Origin of the sequence: Geodermatophilus sp. CPCC 205761, from assembly GCF_051383655.1 — a bacterium.
In the GTDB taxonomy this organism is placed as follows: domain Bacteria; phylum Actinomycetota; class Actinomycetes; order Mycobacteriales; family Geodermatophilaceae; genus Geodermatophilus.
On the sequence record NZ_JALPKQ010000011.1, the window covers coordinates 14,951 to 30,671 of the forward strand.

A 15,721-nucleotide genomic window follows, 5' to 3' on the forward strand; every position below is an offset into this window, starting at 1 on the left:
CCTCCCCGCGGCGATCGCCGGGCCCGACCGGGTCCGGCGGTCGCGCGGCGCCGGGAGGCCGCCGCGACGCCGGAGGGTCGACCGCACGACGGCAGGTCCCCGGGCCCGGTTAGTGTCGGGACGTGACAGCAGCTGGGGCCGACCTCACCCTCCGGCACCCGGTGGAGCGTTTCCGCCTGGAGAACGGCCTGCGGGTCGTGCTCGCGCCCGACCGCAGCGTGCCGGTGGTCGCCGTGACCGTCTCCTACGACGTCGGGATGCGCAACGAGCCCGAGGGCCGCACCGGATTCGCCCACCTCTTCGAGCACCTCATGTTCCAGGGCTCGGCCAACGTGCCCAAGATGGAGCACGCCCGCCTGGTGCAGGCCGCCGGGGGCACCTTCAACGGCTCGACCCACCAGGACTACACGAACTACTACGAGGCGCTGCCGGCCGAGGCGCTGGAGCGCGCGCTCTTCCTCGAGGCCGACCGCATGGCGGCGCCGGCCATCACCGAGGAGAACCTCCGCAACCAGATCGACGTGGTGAAGGAGGAGATCCGGGTCAACGTGCTCAACCGGCCCTACGGCGCGTTCCCGTGGCTGCAGCTGCCGCAGATCGCTTTCGAGAGTTTCGCCAACACCCACGACGGCTACGGCTCGTTCGTCGACCTGGAGTCCTCCACGGTCGACGACGCCGCCGACTTCTTCCACCGCTACTACGCGCCGGGCAACGCGGTCCTGTGCCTGGGCGGGGACCTCGACGTCGAGGAGACCGAGCGCCTGGTGCGCCGCTGGTTCGGCCCGATCGAGGCGCGCGAGGTGCCGCCGACGCCGGCCACCGGCGAGCCCTCGCCGGCGACGGCCCGGACCGGCGTGGTCGAGGACCGGCTGGCCCCGGCCCCCGCCGTCGCGATCGGCTGGCGGGTGCCCGACCCGGTCGGTGACCTGGACACCTATCTCGGCACCGTGCTGCTGGCCGAGCTGCTCAGCGAGGGCGACGCCTCCCGCCTGGAGCGCCGGCTGGTGCACGACGACCAGCTCGCCGTCGCGCAGAGCAGCTACGTCGGACTGTTCGGCGACCCGTTCGACGTCCGGGACGCCACCCTGCTCACTACCCAGGTGCACCACCCGGCGGCGGTGACCGCGGAGCAGGTGCTCGCCGCCGTCCACGACGAGGTCGGCCGGATCGCCAAGGACGGCGTCGGAGCCGAGGAGCTGGCCCGCGTCCAGGCCCGCACCGAGGCCCAGCTGCTCCGCCAGGCGGACTCGGTGCTCGGTCGGACCCTGGCCTTCGCCACCGCCGAGCTGGTCCACGGCCGCGCCGAGCTGGCCGGCGAGCTCGCCGCCCGGCTGGCCGCGGTCACGCCGGATCTCGTCCAGGCCGCAGCCCGGGGCCTGGACCCCGGCACCGCCGCGGTGCTGGAACTGCGTGCCACGGGAGGACGACGGTGACCGCCCCTGACCTGATCCCGCCGCTGGGCGAGCCCCGCCCGCAGCCGGAGCTGGCCGTCACCGAGGCGGCCCTGCCCAGCGGACTGCGGCTGGTCGTCGTCCCGCGGCCCGGCGTCCCGCTGGTCGAGCTGCGGCTGCGGGTGCCCTTCGCCGCGGCCACCGCCCGCGCGGCCGCCCAGCACACCGCCCGGGCGTCCGTGCTCTCCGGCGCCGTCCTGCTCGGCACCAGCGCGCACGACGCGACCGGCATCGCCCAGCAGGTGCAGGCCCACGGGGGCGAGCTGTCGGTCTCGACCGACCCCGACCGGCTGCTGTTCTCGACGACGCTGCTGGCCGAGGGCCTCGCCCCAGTGCTCGGCGTGCTCGCCGAGGTGCTCACCAGCGCCACCTACCCGGCCGACCTGGTGGAGGCCGAGCGCGCCCGCGTCGCCGAGCGGATCGCCATCGCCCGCTCCCAGCCCGGGGTCATCGCCCGCACCGCGCTGGCCGCGCGGCGCTACGGCACGCACCCGTACGCCGAGCAGCTGCCGTCGGTCGACCTCGTCGGCGCCGTGCGCAGCCAGGCGCTGCGCAAGCTGCACCGGGACCGGGTGCTGCCGGCCGGCAGCACACTGGTCCTCGTCGGAGACCTGGACCCGGCCGCCGCCGTCGACGCCGTCGGCACCGCGCTGGCCGGCTGGACCGGGGAGGGGACGGCGGTGGCCGCCCCGCCGGCGCCGCAGCTGGCGCCCGGCCACCTGGAGGTCGTCGACCGGCCGGGGGCGGTGCAGTCCAACCTCCGGCTCGGCGGCCCCGCGCCCAGCCGCACCGACCCCGACCTGCCGGCGGTCCGGCTGGCCAACATGGTCTACGGCGGCTACTTCTCCTCGCGGCTTGTGGAGAACATCCGCGAGCGGCGCGGGTACAGCTACAGCCCGCGCAGTTCGGTCGACCACCTGGCCGCCGCCTCCTCGTTCCTCGTCGAGGCCGACGTCGCCACCGAGGTCACCGCGCCGGCGCTCCTGGAGACCTGGTACGAGCTGGGCCGGATGGCGTTGACGCCGGTCACCGCCGAGGAGCTCGACGGCGCGCGCCGGTACGTGCTCGGCAGCATGGCGCTGGCCACGGCCACGCACGCCGGGCTGGCCAGCACGCTGTCCGCGCTGGTCGGCGCTGGCCTGGCGCCCGGGTGGCTCGCCGAGCACCAGCGCGCGCTGGCCGAGGTGACGGTGGAGCAGGTGCAGGCGGCGGCCCGCCGCTATCTGCAGCCGATCGGGCTGACCGCCGTCGTCGTCGGCGACGCCGCGCGGGTGGCCGACGAGCTGCGCGCGCTCGGTCCGGTCGACGTCCAGGCCTCCGCCGCGCCGGTGGACGAGGTGGCCCCGTGACGGTCCCGGCCGGCGGCAGCACCCCGGCCGACAACCCGCCCGCCGACGACCCGGCGCGGATCTCCTGGCCCGAGAGCGCGCCGTCGGCGCCCGGCCCGATCCCGGTGCTGTCCCGGTCCGCGCACGACCGCGGCCACCTGGCCCGCGCGCTGCCCGACCCCACCGGCGGTCGCGCCGTGCTGGTGCTCACCGTCGACGAGCGCCTGACGGTGCCGGTCACCGAGGCGGAGGGCGGCCCGCGGCTGGTCTGGGAGGAACGGCCCGAGCTGCCCGACGGGGCGGTGTACCTCGGTGAGGCCGACGGCGTGCCCTACGCCGTGGTGCGGGGCGACCGGCGGCTGACCGTCTCCGGCCGGCCGGTCGACACCTGGGCCGGCCTGCGCGACGTCGGCGCCGACCTCGGCGACCTCGACGCCGGCCTGCTCGCCCAGGCCATCGGCATCCTCGAGTGGCACGACCGCAACCGGTTCAGCCCGCTCTCGGGCGCCGCGACGACGATCGAGCGGGCCGGCTGGGTGCAGCGCGACCCGCACACCGGCGCGGAGCTGTTCCCCCGCACCGACCCGGCCGTGATCATGCTCGTCCACGACGGCGGCGACCGATGCGTCCTCGGCCGGCAGGCGGTCTGGCCGCCCGGGCGCTTCTCGATCCTCGCCGGGTTCGTCGAGCCGGGGGAGTCCGCCGAGGGCGCGGTCGCGCGGGAGGTCGCCGAGGAGGTGGGCCTGCGGGTGCGGGACATCCGCTACGTGGGCAGCCAGCCCTGGCCGTTCCCCCAGTCGCTCATGCTCGGCTTCACCGCCCGCGTCGAGGGTGACCCGACACTGCGGCTGGACCCCACCGAGATCGACGAGGCCCACTGGTTCACGCGGGAGGAGCTGCGCTCGGGCACCGGTCCGCGGATGCTGCCCCCGGCGGTCTCCATCGCCCGGCACATCATCGACCGCTGGGTGGCCGGCGAGCTCGGCTGAAGCCCAGCGGCGCGGGCGGCTGGGCGAACCGGCCCTGCAGCACCAGGGCAGGGTGGTCGGGGGAGTCGGCCAGGACCACCGCGTCCGCCAGCGCCGCCGGGTCCACCTCGGCGTCGTAGCGGTCGAAGGCCGGCAGTTCCCAGGCCTGCCCACCGGGCGTGCGCCGCCGCCGGGCGGCCGGGGTGACGCGCAGGTGGACGACGACGTCGAAGGCCAGCCCGAGCCCCTGCAGCAGCGAGCCGGGCACCAGCAGCACCCCGCCGGCCGGCATCGGCTCCGGGCGGGCGCGGGCGGCGCGGTCGCGTTCGACGTCCCACAGCACCGGCAGGTACTCGCCCGACCCGCCGGACCCCACCGGGTCGAGGACCTCGCGGGCGAGGGCGCCGGCGTCGAGCCAGTCGGTGTAGCGGGCGTCGGGATCGGTGCGCCCGTGCTCCAGCCGCAGCGACGCCGGCCGCAGGAACCCCCCGGCCGGGACGACGACGGCGGCGCGGCCCAGCGCCGGGAGCCGCTCGGCCAGCGACCGGGCCAGGTCCTCCGGTCCGGCGACGTCGGGCCCGTCGACCGCCACCCGCAGCGCGGTCGCCGCCGGTTCGGGAGCGAGCCCGGCCAGCAGCGCGGCGAGCCGGTCGGCCAGCGCCGCCGGGGTGAGCGGCTCCGGACGGATCAGGACCGGCTCTCCAGCTCCTCGAGCACCTCGCGCGCCAGCTCGGCGACCGGCCGGCCCTGCGACCGGGCCGCGCCGCGGAGCTGGTCGAAGGCCGCGCGGGGCGTGGTGCCGTGCCGCTCGGCGAGCACGCCGATCGCGCGCTCGGTGGCGACCCGGGCGGCGAGCGCGTGCTCCAGCTGGGCCACCGTCCGCTCCAGGGCGGCCAGGCGGGCGTCCCGCGGATCGGCGTCCGGAGAGGCCTCCCCGGGCGCGCCACGGGCGGCCCGGCGGGCGGAGCGACCCGGCTCGACCAGCGCGCCGGCCTCCTCGGCGACGAGGTCGGCCAGCGACATGCCCTCGACCAGGTCGCCGACGTCCTCGGCACGGCCGGGGGAGAGCACCGCCCACCCACGGCCGGTGCGCACGACCATCACCGCAGGCCCGTCCGACCCGAGCGCGTCGTCAGGGCAGGCGGCCGCGGAGGCTGCGTGCTCGACGCTCGAACTCACGACGGGGGCCTCCGCGCGGGGCTGGCCCGGCCGGCCGGCCGGGGTCTCCGGGGGCCGCGGATGCGGTCCCTGGCGCCCGATCATGCCTGGTCGCGCACAGCGGTGCCGGGATCACTCGCCGTCAGGCCGTGCGTCGTCGCCCGTCAGGCGCCGGCGGCCTGCACCAGCTGGGCCTTGACCTGGTCGATGCTCGGGTTGGTCAGCGCGCTGCCGTCGGGGAAGACCAGCGTCGGGACCGTGCGGTTGCCTCCGTTGGCCTGCATGACGAGGTCCGCCGCGGCCGCATCGCGCTCGATGTCGACCTCGGCGAACTCGATGCCCTCGCGCTGCATCATCTTCTTGAGTCGCACGCAGTACCCGCACCACGTGGTGGTGTACATCGTCACGGCGGCGGTGGCAGCGCTCATCGAGCAGGTCCTCCAGGTGTACGGGCTCGCCGCGGGACCGCGGCTTCTGTTGGGGACAACGCAACGCCCCTGGGGATGCTTCCCCCGCCTGTCGTCCGCGGCTGGGAGGATGGTCGACGGCCGACGAGGAGACGGGGGGCCTGATGTCGCAGAGCGCCGGAGCACCGGGCGTCATCCGCGGTGCCGACGCGGTGCTCGCGCAGCTGGACGACGAGCAGCGCGCCGCCGCGCAGGCGGTGTCCGGACCGGTGTGCATCCTCGCCGGTGCGGGCACCGGCAAGACCCGCACCATCACCCACCGGATCGCCTACGGCGTGCACACCGGTGCCTTCTCTCCCGAGCAGGTGCTCGCGGTGACCTTCACCGCCCGGGCCGCGGGGGAGCTGCGGACCCGCCTGGCCGCGCTGGGCGTGGGCGGGGTGCAGGCCCGCACCTTCCACGCCGCGGCGATGCGGCAGCTGCGCTACTTCGCCCCCCGCGTGCTCGGCGGCCCCATGCCCGGGCTGGTCGAGAACAAGCTGCGGCTGGTCGCCACCGCCGCGTCACGGTCCCGGCTGTCCACCGACCGCACCAGCCTGCGCGACCTCGCCAGCGAGATCGAGTGGGCCAAGACCACGCTGGCCACGCCGGAGGACTACCCGGCCCGCGCGCAGGCCGCCGGCCGCGAGCCGCCGTTCGAGCCGGCCGCCGTCGCGCAGGTGTACGCCAGTTACGAGTCGGCCAAGCAGCGCGACGGCGCCCTGGACTTCGAGGACCTGCTGCTGGTCACCGCCTTCGCGATCGAGCAGCACCGGGAGGTCGCCCGCGAGGTGCGGGCGCAGTACCGGACCTTCGTCGTCGACGAGTACCAGGACGTCAACCCGCTCCAGCAGCGGCTGCTCGACGCCTGGCTCGGCGGGCGGGCCGACGTCTGCGTCGTCGGCGACCCCAACCAGACCATCTACTCGTTCACCGGCGCCGACCCCGACTACCTGCTGGGCTTCGCCGACCGTTATCCCGACGCCGAGGTGGTCAAGCTCGAGCGCGACTACCGCTCCACACCCCAGGTGGTGGCGCTGGCCAACAAGCTCATCGGCCAGGCGCCCCGGCGCAAGGGGCTGCCCGGCCTGCGGCTGCTCGGCCAGCGCGTCGAGGGCCCGGCCCCGCGGTTCTTCGAGCACCCCGACGAGCCCGCCGAGGCCGCGGCGGTCGCCCAGGCCTGCCGGGCCATGATCGAGGCCGGGATGCCGGCCGCCGAGATCGCGGTGCTGTTCCGGATCAACGCCCAGTCCGAGGTCTACGAGAACGCGCTGACCGACGCCGGCGTCCCGTACGTGCTGCGCGGTGGGGAGCGGTTCTTCGAACGGCCCGAGGTGCGCGAGGCGGTCCTCCTGCTGCGCGGCGCCGCGGCGGGCGGGTCGGAGCCGGGCGCGCTGGTGCCCACCGTCCGCGACGTGCTGGCCTCCACCGGCTGGGTCGAGCACCGCCCGCCGCCCGGCGGGGCCGCCCGCGACCGCTGGCAGTCCCTCGCGGCGCTGGTCGACCTCGCCGTCGACCTGGTCGCCGAGGACCCGACGATCGACCTCGCCGGATTCGTGGCCCACCTGGCCGCCCGGGCCGACGCCCAGCACGCCCCCACGGTGCAGGGCGTCACGCTGGCCTCGATGCACGCGGCGAAGGGCCTGGAGTGGGACGCCGTCTTCGTCGTCGGACTGGTGGACGGCGTCCTGCCGATCTCCCAGTCGCTGAGCCGGCCCGAGGCGGTGGAGGAGGAGCGGCGGCTGCTCTACGTCGCCGTCACCCGTGCCCGGGAACACCTGACCCTGTCGTGGTCCCTGGCCCGCAACCCGGGCGGGCGCCGGGCCCGGCCGCGCAGCCGCTTCCTCACCGGTTTGGTCCCCGAGTCCACCCCCTCCGCCGCGCCGGTGCGGAAGCAGAAGAAGGCCAAGGTCGTGCTCGACGGCGAGGCCGGCGAGCTGTTCGAACGGCTGCGCACCTGGCGCAGCGAGGCGGCCGCCTCCGCCTCGGTGCCCGCCTACGTGGTGTTCACCGACGCGACGCTGCAGGCCATCGCCGAAGCCAGGCCCGCGAGTCTCCGCGAGCTCGCGGCCCTGCCCGGCATCGGCGCGCGGAAGCTGGAGTTGTACGGCGAGGACGTTCTGGCGACCGTCGGTTCATGAGCTCTCACCCGACGTGACGGCCAACGGGGGACCGCGGTGCCGCCGACACGGCGGGATTAAATGCGTTGACCCCCTTCACGCGGTCCCCCTACTGTCCATCTCGCGCTCGGGGCACCGCCCCGAGCCGCACCAGACCTGAGACCGGCCGAGTGGCCGGGATCCGACCCCGGGAGGAGGGGACACGATGATCAGCACCACGTGGATCGCTGCCCCCGCCGGGGTCTCCGGGTCGGGGAGCCTCGTCGTGCGTCCGGTCGCCGTTCCCGCTGAGCGTCCGATGACCGCGCGCCTGCGCACCCTGCCCATGACCGCCGTCCCGCGCGTCCTCGGCACCTCCGGCTGCGGCATCGTGCCCGCCTTCGACCTCGTGCCCACCGGCCGTGGCGACGACGCCCGCACGCCCGATGCCCTCGGCGCCACCTTCGGCCCGAAGCACATCCAGCAGAACACCGGCACCACCCTCGGGATCCACCCCTCGAGGAGACCGCTGAGCTAGCGCTCGCCAGGTCCTCCTCGAGGCCGCGGAACCCGAACCCTGGGTACCGCGGCCTCTCTCTTTGTCCGCGGCACCCGGCCCCGACCTCCGGTCGGCGGGCCCCCGCCGGCCGTGGACGACGAGTACGAGGAGGAGCGGCAGTGCAGCAGACGATCGACCGCCCGACGTCCCACCGCCGACCCGGGCTCCCCCGGACCGGCGGTTCCCTTCCCCGACGGCCGGCCGCCCCCGCGGCGCCGGCACCGGTACGGCGCCCGTTGCCGTGCCGGAACGACCCCGACCTGTGGTTCGCGGAGAGCCCGGCCCAGCTGGAGCAGGCCAAGACCCTCTGCGCCGAGTGCCCGGTCCGTGACGCCTGCCTGGCCGGCGCCCTGGACCGCGGCGAGCCGTGGGGCGTCTGGGGCGGGGAGATCTTCGAGCGGGGCGTGGTCATCCCACGCAAGCGCCCGCGTGGTCGCCCCCGCAAGGTGGCCGTCGCGTGAGGGAGGACCTCCCGACCCCATCCACCCGACGAACGACATCCCGGCCCGCGGCCCCGTGGGCTCGACCCGAGAAACCCGAGGACCTGCCGTGAACGCCATCGAGTACGACCTGGCCGTCGACCGGTTGCGCGAGCTGCGCAACCAGGCCGCCGCCGACGCCCGCGCCCGCCGGGTGCGTGCGGCTCGCCGCTGGGCCCGTCGCGCGGAGTACGCGTCGCGCCGCGCCGCGCGGGCCAGCGCCGCCGTCCACTGAGAGAGGAGCCCGTCCTCACCCCTCGCTCCGTTCGGGGCGAGCCTCCGGACGGCGCCACCGAGGCCGGGTCCGGACGCTCCCGGTGCGTCCGGACCCGGCCTCCTCCTGTCCCTCGGCCCCGGTCAGGAGGAGGCTGCACGCGTGCAGGACGAGGGCATCGTCTGTGCGGCGTGCGGGCGACGGGGCACCGCGGCCGACGTCGCGAGGGGCTGGTCGCTGGCGGTCCCACCGCGGCCCACGGGGGCTCAGCAGGAGGAGCGGACGGCGGCCACCGCCCGCGTCACGGCGCTGTGCCCGGACTGCCTGCGGCGCTCGGTGCGGGACGTCGAGGCGCGCCTGGACCCGGAGCCCTGAGGCCGGTCAGGGCGGTCACCCCCCGTCAGGCGGTGACCCGAGTCAGGCGGTGACCCGAGTCAGCCGGAGAAGCCGGGCAGCCACTCCTCGATGACGCTCCGGAAGTCACCGGCCGCGTCGAGCTGGCAGAGCACGCCGATCGACCCGATCGTCACCCGGTGGATGAGCAGGTAGGCCGGGGGGAGGTTGAGCATCCGGCCCAGCCGGCTGGCCTCGCTGCGCGGATCGGCGATCCGGGCGGCCTGCTCCTGCATCCAGCTGCGGGTGAAGTGGAAGTGCGAGCTCTCGACGGGCTCGAGCAGCGGGCGCAGGTACTTGAGCACGCCCTGGGCGTCCACCTCGATGCCGGGCCGGACGAAGCCCTCGGCCCGCAGGTCGGCCAGGACGTCCTCCGCCCGGCCCTCCAGGGCCCAGCGCACCAGCCGGCCGATCGGCTCGGGGTGCCCGTCGGGCAGCCGGGCGGTCGCGCCGAAGTCGATGACGCCCAGCCGGCCGTCGCCGACCAGCCGGAAGTTGCCCGGGTGCGGGTCGGCGTGCAGCAGGCCTGCGCGCTGGGGCCCGGAGAAGTGCAGCACCGACATCAGGTAGCCGGCCCGGTCGCGCTGCTCCCGGGTCCCCGACGCGATGATCTTCGACAGCGGCGTCCCCTCCAGCCACTCCGAGACGATCACCTTGGGCGCGCTGGCGACCACCCGGGGGACGACGATCTGCGGGTCGTCGACGTAGGCGGCGGCGAAGGTCCGCTGCGCGTCGGCCTCGAGCGCGTAGTCGAGCTCCTCCACCACGCGGGCCTTGAGCTCGGCGATGAGCGGCTTGACGTCCATGCCCGGGAACAGCGCCGCGAACAGGCGGGCGAACCGGGACAGCTGGTTGAGGTCGGCCATGAGGGCGGTGGCCGCCCCCGGGTACTGGATCTTGACCGCGACGTCCCGGCCGTCCCGCCAGGTCGCCCGGTGCACCTGCCCGATGCTGGCCGCCGCCGCCGGGGCGTCGTCGAAGTGCCGGAACCGCTCCCGCCACTTCCCGCCGAGCTGCTGGGAGAGCACCGAGTGGACGGTGCGCGCCGGCATCGGCGGCGCCTCCTCCTGCAGCTTGACCAGGGCCTCGCGGTACGGCGCGGCCACCTCGTCGGGCACGGCGGCCTCGAAGACCGACAGCGTCTGGCCCAGCTTCATGGCCCCGCCCTTGAGCTGGCCCAGGACGGCGAACAGCTGCTCGGCGGTGCGCTGCTGCAACTCAGCGGTCACCGCGTCGGCGGGACGGCCCGACAGGCGCTTGCCGATCCCCATCGTGGCGCGCCCCGCAGCGCCCAGCGGCAGGGAGGCCAGTCGTGCGGTCCGCGAGACCGAGCCCCGTGGGATCCCGCGTCCGGTATCGGACACGCGCGTCCTCCTCGCTGGCGCTCGTCGGCCGCGGTGACGGCAGCCCGGGCCCCCGCCGGGCCGGCAGGGCGCACTCTGCCGCCATTGTCCCCCGATGGGCGGGTGCAGCGCCGGGCGGCGTGCTCATGTCCCCCCAACGGGGCCCGGGGGACCCGCCGCGCACCCGCAGTCGGGGTGGTCGGGCCACCGGCGCATCGACCAGGTGAGGTCCGGCGGGCGCAGCTCCAGCGTCGTCCCGAGGGTCACCGGAGCGGCGGTGCCGTCGAGGTAGGCGAGCACCTGGACCGCCGCGGTCACCGCCGTCATGAGGCAGGTGACGGTGGCCCCGCCGCTGGGCGCCTCGCCCGCGGTCAGCTGCGCGGCGAGTGCCGGCCACCGGGGATCGGCGTCCCGCCGGTGCAGCTCGGCGCAGCGCAGGCAGCTCGTCGTCCCCGGGACCACGAGCGGGCCGACGACCCCCGTCTCCCCGCGGACCGTGGCGACCAGGTGTGGCACGCCGCGGCGCTGCAGGCCGTGCGCGAGCGGGTCGGAGGCCGCCCACGGCCGGGTGAGGACGACGAGGTCGCCGGTCGAGCCGGCCGGAAGGGGCCGCAGGTCGGTCAGCGGACTGGCCCGGCGGATCGCGTCGGCCGCGGCCAGCGCGCGCGGCCGACCCTCGTCGCGGGCGTCGAGGCCGCCGACGACGGCGTCCCCGGCGACGGTCAGACCGGTGTCGCGGACGCTCACCCGGCCGACGCCGCTGGCGGCCAGGACGGCGGCCAGCGGCACCCCGGTGCGCGTCGCCCCCTCGACCACCACCGCGGCCGACCGGCGGGCCCGCCAGGGGGACTTCCGGGCGTCCCACTCGGGATCCCGGGCGGCGGCGGGCAGCTCGGCGCGGGTGCGGGCCGCGGCGGCCGGGCCCGCGTCCGAGGCCAGCAGGTCGGCGGCATCGAGGTCGACCAGCAGGCCGGTGCTCCGCAACCCGTCGAGCAGCGCGGCGACGGCGGCCGGCTCGTGACCGGCGAGGGCGGCCTCGGCGACGACGGCGCGCTGGGTGCGCCGGCCGTCCAGGCCGCGCAGCAGGGCGGTCAGCTCGTCGGGGCCCGGGGTGATCAGCACCCCGTCGGCGGTGTCGGTGCCGCCCACCTGGACGGCGGTCCCCCCGGGGCCGGCCAGCCGCAGCAGCGGCACCGTCGGGGGGAGGAGGGGGTGTGCCTGGTCGTCCACCCCGGCAGGGTGACACCGCCGCGGGCCGGTGCCCCGTGGCCGTCCACAGCGGCGGGCGGCGTCCACAGGTCCGGCAGACGACGACGGCGGCGCCCGCCGTGCGGGCACCGCCGTCCGTGGCCGGAGGGAGCTCAGGCCTTGCCGAGGATCCGGTTCATCTTGGTGCCGCACACGGGGCAGGTGCCCTGCGCCATGCGGCGGCCGGACTCGCTGACCTTGACCTCGCCGTCGAAGTCGCGCTTCTCCTTGCACTTCACGCAGTAGCCGTTGTAGCTCTCCGCCACGGTGCCTCCTTCTCTCAGGACTGCTCGGCGTCCGCGCCGGGCGCCGTCTCCGGGAACGCTACCCGTGCGTCGCGGGCCCATTCGGGCTGGCGGGGGAGCGGTTCCCCACAGCCTGTGGACAGACCTGTGGAGCGGGTGGGGACGCCTGGGCGTGTCGCTGTGTGGAAGCGGGGGACGGGCGGACCACGAACGGCCGGTACCGACCCGCGACGCGCCGTTCCCACCTGCGCGGATACCGCCGCCGGGGCTGTGGACGGCGAGCGGTCCCGTCGATCCCCGCAACGAGCGCCCCCGTGTCCACCGTCCGTGCGACATGGACCCGTGCGGGTGGAGGTGCACAGCGCACAGCCGCCGCCCGCCAACTACGGTGCCTCCGTGCCCGGATCGATCCCCGACGCCTCGCGCAGCCCCGCCCCGGCCCGCCGCCCGACCCAGGGCCGCCGGGGCGCCCGACCCGTCCCCTCGGACGGGGCTCCCTCGGCGGCACCGGCGGACGGCGCCGTGGAGGTGCGCCGCAGCGCCCGCCGGCGCCGCACGGTCACCGCGTACCGGGAGTCGGGACGCACGATCGTGCTCATCCCGGCGGCGTTCAGCCCGGCCGAGGAGCGCCGCTGGGTGGCGCAGATGGTGGCCAAGCTGCAGACCCGCGAGGAGCGGCGGCACCGGTCGCTGGGCGGGGACGACGAGCTGATGGAGCGGGCGCGGGCCCTGTCGGCGGCGCACTTCGACGACGTGCCGCTGCCGGCCAGCGTCCGGTGGGTGGACAACCAGCAGCGGCGCTGGGGCTCGTGCACGCCGGCCGACCGCACGATCCGGCTGTCCAGCCGGCTGCGGGCCATGCCCGAGTACGTCGTCGACTACGTGCTGGTGCACGAGCTCGCGCACCTCATCGAGCCCAGCCACGACGCCCGGTTCTGGGCCCTGGTGGCCCGCTACCCCCGGGCCGAGCGGGCCCGGGGCTTCCTCGAGGGGGTCGAGCTGGGCCGGCACGCCGGCGAGGCGACGCCGGCCGGCGAGGACCTCGTCGACTGAACCGGGGCCGGGTCACCCCCGGTCGTCGCCGCCCTGCTCCTCGTCCCCCTGCTCCTCGTCGGACTCGGTCAGCGCCCGCAGCTCGTCGTCGGCACCCTGGCGGGCCACGAAGTCCAGGGCCTCGTCGAGGTCGTCGGAGGTCGGCAGCAGGTCGGGGTGCGACCACAGCCGGTCCCGCTCGGCGCTGCCGTACCGCTGCGCCATGGCGCCCCACACGGTGGCGGCGTCGCGCAGCCGGCGGGGGCGCAGCTGCAGGCCGACGAGCGTCGCGAAGGTCTGCTCGGCCGGGCCGCCGGAGGCCCGGCGGCGGCGCATCGTCTCGGCCAGGGCGCCGTGCCCGGGCAGCCGGTCGCCGGCGGCCGCGGCGACGACGGCGTCAACCCAGCCCTCCACCAGCGCCAGCAGCGTCTCCAGCCGGCGCAGCGCCATCTGCTGCTCCGGGGTCTCCTCGGGCTCGAGCAGTCCGCTGCCGAGCAGCTGCTGGATGCTCTCCGGGTTGCTCGGGTCGATGCCGCCCATCGAGCTCATCGCCTCGTTGATGCCGCGCTCGATGGCCTCGCGGTCGACGTTGATGCCGCGGGCGTAGGCGTGCACGGCGTCGTGCAGCTGCTGGCGCAGCCACGGGACGTGGGCGAACAGCCGCAGCGAGGCCGCCTCCCGCAGCGCGAGGAACAGCCGGACCTCGTCGGCGGGGCGGTCGAGGCCGGTGGCGAACTCGGCGACGTTCTGCGGCAGCAGGACGCCGGTTCCGCTCGGTGCGAGCGGGATGCCGATCTCGGTGCTGGTGAGCACCTCACCGGACAGCCGCCCGAGCGCCTGACCGACCTGAGCGCCGAACATCAGCCCGCCCATGCGGCCCATCAACCCGCCCAGCGGACCGGCCATCGCGGCGGCCTCGGCGGGCAGGGCGCTGGTCATCGCCGCGACCACGCGCTCGGCGAGCGGGTCGATCAGCGCGCTCCAGGCGGGGAGGGTCTGCTCGACCCACTCCACGCGCGACCAGGCCAGCGTCCGGTCCACGCCGGAGGGGAGCTCGGTGACCTGGTCCAGCCAGAGGTCGGCCAGGCGCAGCGCCTCGGCGACGGCGGTGCGCTCGGCCGCGGACGTGGGCTGCGACCCGGCGGCCAGCGTGCTGATCGCGCCCTGCCGGGCGAGGTCCCAGTTGACCGGGCCGCCGGACCAGTTCATCAGCTTCTGCAGCTCGGCGAACAGCGGCATCTTTCCCAGCAGCTCCTCCGGCGTGCCGGTGCCGCCCGCGCCGCCGAAGAGGGCGCCGAACCCGAACGGGTCGTTGCCGGCGCCCGGGCCGGTCTCGTCGCGACGCTCGGGATCGCGGTCGGGGGATCCGAAGCCGAACGGCAGGTCACTCATGTCTCCACGGTAGACGCGTGATCTTCGTGGCAGCCCGACCGCGAGCCTGTGAGCGCTGGAGAGCACGGGCGGCCTCCGTGCAGGGCCCCGCGGCGAGCTCGCGAGCCGTGGGGGGCACGGAGGTCCTTCTCCTAAGCTGGCCCGTTGTGACACGTCGGATCGCCGTCCTCAGCGTCGGTGTGGTGCTGCTGGTGGTCTTCGGCGTGCTCGGCGCCGCGGTGCCGGTGCCCTACGTCGCGCAGGTGCCCGGGCCGACGTTCGACACGCTGGGCGAGATCGACGGCGAGCCGGTGATCGGTGTCGAGGGCCGGGAGCGCAACGACGTCGACGGGCAGCTGACGCTCACCACGGTCGGTGTCAGCCGTGCCGGGCTGAGCCTGGTCGAGGCGGTGCAGGGCTGGTTCGACGACGAGGTCAGCGTCGTCCCGGAGGAGTCGGTCTATCCCTCCGACCGCACCGAGGAGGAGACCCGCGAGGCCAACCGGCAGGCGTTCCTCACCTCCGAGGAGGCCGCCGAGGCCGCCGCCCTGTCGACGCTGGACTACCCGGTGAAGGTGGTCGTGCGCGGGCTGGCCGACGACTCGCCGTCGGAGGGCCGGCTCGAGGAGGGCGACGCGATCGAGAGCGTCGACGGCCGGGCGACGCCGGACGCCGCGACGCTGGACGCCGTCCTGGCCTCGATCCCCGGCGGGTCCTCGGTACCGGTCGCCTACACCCGGCTCGGGGAGCCGGGGACCACCACGATCACCACGCGGGCGGCCGACCAGCGCGCGGGCTCGCTGCTCGGCGTGCTGATCCGCGAGCAGCCCTCGGCGCCGTTCGACGTCGACATCCGGGTGGAGGACGTCGGCGGCCCGTCGGCCGGCCTGATGCTGGCCCTCGGGATCCTCGACCTCGTCGGGGACACCGACCTCACCGGCGGCGCGGCCGTGGCCGGCACCGGCACCATCGACGCCGCCGGCGAGGTCGGCCCGATCGGCGGCGTGCAGCTGAAGATGGTCGCCGCCCGGGAGATCGGCGCCGAGCTGTTCCTCGTGCCCGCCGGCAACTGCGCCGACGCGCTGGCCGCACCGCAGCCGGGCCTGCCCGTGGCCCGGGTGGCCACGCTGGACGACGCCCTCCAGGCGCTCGAGGACCTCCGGGCGGGGCGGACGCCGGAGTCCTGCTGACGCCGCGGCCCCGCCGTGGGCCCCGGCAGCCGCACCGCCGGGCCCGCGTGGGGGAAGCTGTCGGGTGGAGCGGACACCGGGAACCCGGTGCGGTCCCGCGCGTTGGTCTGGGTTGACCGGACCGGTTGCCGGGAGCGCCCGTCCGCGTCCTCCCGGCCGTCCGCGGCCGGGAACGAACGTGGCTGCCCGCCACGACC

The 15,721-nt window shown here is 76.2% G+C and carries 17 protein-coding genes; 10 read left to right on the forward strand and 7 right to left on the reverse strand.

What is annotated here, in order from left to right; translation table 11 throughout:
* Positions 1 to 122 precede the first annotated feature (122 nt).
* The 3 genes from MY526_RS08605 to nudC are packed head-to-tail and all read left to right on the forward strand — an operon-like array spanning position 123 to position 3,768.
* The gene (locus tag MY526_RS08605) at positions 123 to 1,433 is read left to right on the forward strand and encodes a M16 family metallopeptidase (protein WP_436692820.1); all 1,311 of its coding nucleotides are present in this window, start codon (positions 123 to 125) and stop codon (positions 1,431 to 1,433) included.
* Entirely contained in the window at positions 1,430 to 2,800 is a 1,371-nt protein-coding gene (locus tag MY526_RS08610) for a M16 family metallopeptidase (RefSeq protein WP_436692818.1), read from the forward strand. Before MY526_RS08605 ends, MY526_RS08610 begins: the two co-directional genes overlap by 4 nt.
* Complete coding sequence (nudC, locus tag MY526_RS08615; protein WP_436692816.1) at positions 2,797 to 3,768, forward strand: NAD(+) diphosphatase; 972 nt, start codon at positions 2,797 to 2,799, stop codon at positions 3,766 to 3,768. Before MY526_RS08610 ends, nudC begins: the two co-directional genes overlap by 4 nt.
* Here the strand turns inward: nudC and MY526_RS08620 are convergent.
* From MY526_RS08620 to MY526_RS08630, 3 genes are all read right to left on the reverse strand, one after another.
* Positions 3,734 to 4,339 (reverse strand): uridine kinase, encoded by a 606-nt coding sequence (locus MY526_RS08620; RefSeq protein WP_436703711.1) that lies wholly within the window; start codon positions 4,337 to 4,339, stop codon positions 3,734 to 3,736. The two genes, nudC and MY526_RS08620, sit on opposite strands and share 35 nt — an antisense overlap.
* A gap of 95 nt (positions 4,340 to 4,434) precedes the next feature.
* The gene (locus MY526_RS08625; RefSeq protein ID WP_436703712.1) at positions 4,435 to 4,926 is read right to left on the reverse strand and encodes an ANTAR domain-containing protein; all 492 of its coding nucleotides are present in this window, start codon (positions 4,924 to 4,926) and stop codon (positions 4,435 to 4,437) included.
* A gap of 143 nt (positions 4,927 to 5,069) precedes the next feature.
* Positions 5,070 to 5,333, reverse strand: coding sequence for a mycoredoxin (locus MY526_RS08630; RefSeq protein ID WP_436692811.1), 264 nt, complete (start codon positions 5,331 to 5,333; stop codon positions 5,070 to 5,072).
* A 143-nt stretch (positions 5,334 to 5,476) separates the two neighbouring features.
* Between MY526_RS08630 and MY526_RS08635 the strand changes: the two genes are divergently transcribed.
* From MY526_RS08635 to MY526_RS08655, 5 genes are all read left to right on the forward strand, one after another.
* Complete coding sequence (locus tag MY526_RS08635) at positions 5,477 to 7,492, forward strand: ATP-dependent helicase (protein WP_436703713.1); 2,016 nt, start codon at positions 5,477 to 5,479, stop codon at positions 7,490 to 7,492.
* A 184-nt stretch (positions 7,493 to 7,676) separates the two neighbouring features.
* Positions 7,677 to 7,988: a hypothetical protein gene (locus MY526_RS08640; protein WP_436692807.1), complete on the forward strand. Its 312-nt coding sequence runs from the start codon at positions 7,677 to 7,679 to the stop codon at positions 7,986 to 7,988.
* 257 nt (positions 7,989 to 8,245) lie between these two features.
* Positions 8,246 to 8,470, forward strand: a complete 225-nt coding sequence (locus MY526_RS08645) for a WhiB family transcriptional regulator (protein ID WP_436703714.1) — start codon at positions 8,246 to 8,248, stop codon at positions 8,468 to 8,470.
* An 88-nt stretch (positions 8,471 to 8,558) separates the two neighbouring features.
* A complete protein-coding gene (locus tag MY526_RS08650; RefSeq protein WP_436692804.1) occupies positions 8,559 to 8,723 on the forward strand; it encodes a hypothetical protein in 165 nt (54 codons plus the stop codon).
* Between the two features lie 141 nt (positions 8,724 to 8,864).
* Positions 8,865 to 9,077, forward strand: a complete 213-nt coding sequence (locus tag MY526_RS08655) for a hypothetical protein (protein ID WP_436692803.1) — start codon at positions 8,865 to 8,867, stop codon at positions 9,075 to 9,077.
* Between the two features lie 59 nt (positions 9,078 to 9,136).
* On the opposite strand, the gene MY526_RS08660 is transcribed toward MY526_RS08655, so the two are convergent.
* The 3 genes from MY526_RS08660 to MY526_RS08670 all read right to left on the reverse strand — a co-directional run bounded on the left by MY526_RS08660 (position 9,137) and on the right by MY526_RS08670 (position 11,952).
* Positions 9,137 to 10,459, reverse strand: a complete 1,323-nt coding sequence (locus tag MY526_RS08660; RefSeq protein ID WP_436692801.1) for an ABC1 kinase family protein — start codon at positions 10,457 to 10,459, stop codon at positions 9,137 to 9,139.
* Between the two features lie 123 nt (positions 10,460 to 10,582).
* Positions 10,583 to 11,668 (reverse strand): ThiF family adenylyltransferase, encoded by a 1,086-nt coding sequence (locus tag MY526_RS08665; protein WP_436692799.1) that lies wholly within the window; start codon positions 11,666 to 11,668, stop codon positions 10,583 to 10,585.
* Between the two features lie 131 nt (positions 11,669 to 11,799).
* The gene (locus tag MY526_RS08670; protein WP_012950213.1) at positions 11,800 to 11,952 is read right to left on the reverse strand and encodes a DUF5679 domain-containing protein; all 153 of its coding nucleotides are present in this window, start codon (positions 11,950 to 11,952) and stop codon (positions 11,800 to 11,802) included.
* A 375-nt stretch (positions 11,953 to 12,327) separates the two neighbouring features.
* Here MY526_RS08670 and MY526_RS08675 point away from each other — a divergent pair, with 375 nt between their 5' ends.
* On the forward strand, positions 12,328 to 12,984 hold the full coding sequence (locus tag MY526_RS08675) for a M48 metallopeptidase family protein (RefSeq protein WP_436692796.1): 657 nt from the start codon (positions 12,328 to 12,330) through the stop codon (positions 12,982 to 12,984).
* A 12-nt stretch (positions 12,985 to 12,996) separates the two neighbouring features.
* On the opposite strand, the gene MY526_RS08680 is transcribed toward MY526_RS08675, so the two are convergent.
* Positions 12,997 to 14,355, reverse strand: a complete 1,359-nt coding sequence (locus tag MY526_RS08680) for a zinc-dependent metalloprotease (RefSeq protein WP_436703715.1) — start codon at positions 14,353 to 14,355, stop codon at positions 12,997 to 12,999.
* Between the two features lie 146 nt (positions 14,356 to 14,501).
* Here MY526_RS08680 and MY526_RS08685 point away from each other — a divergent pair, with 146 nt between their 5' ends.
* Positions 14,502 to 15,524, forward strand: coding sequence for a YlbL family protein (locus tag MY526_RS08685; RefSeq protein ID WP_436703716.1), 1,023 nt, complete (start codon positions 14,502 to 14,504; stop codon positions 15,522 to 15,524).
* The last annotated feature ends 197 nt before the right edge of the window (positions 15,525 to 15,721 follow it).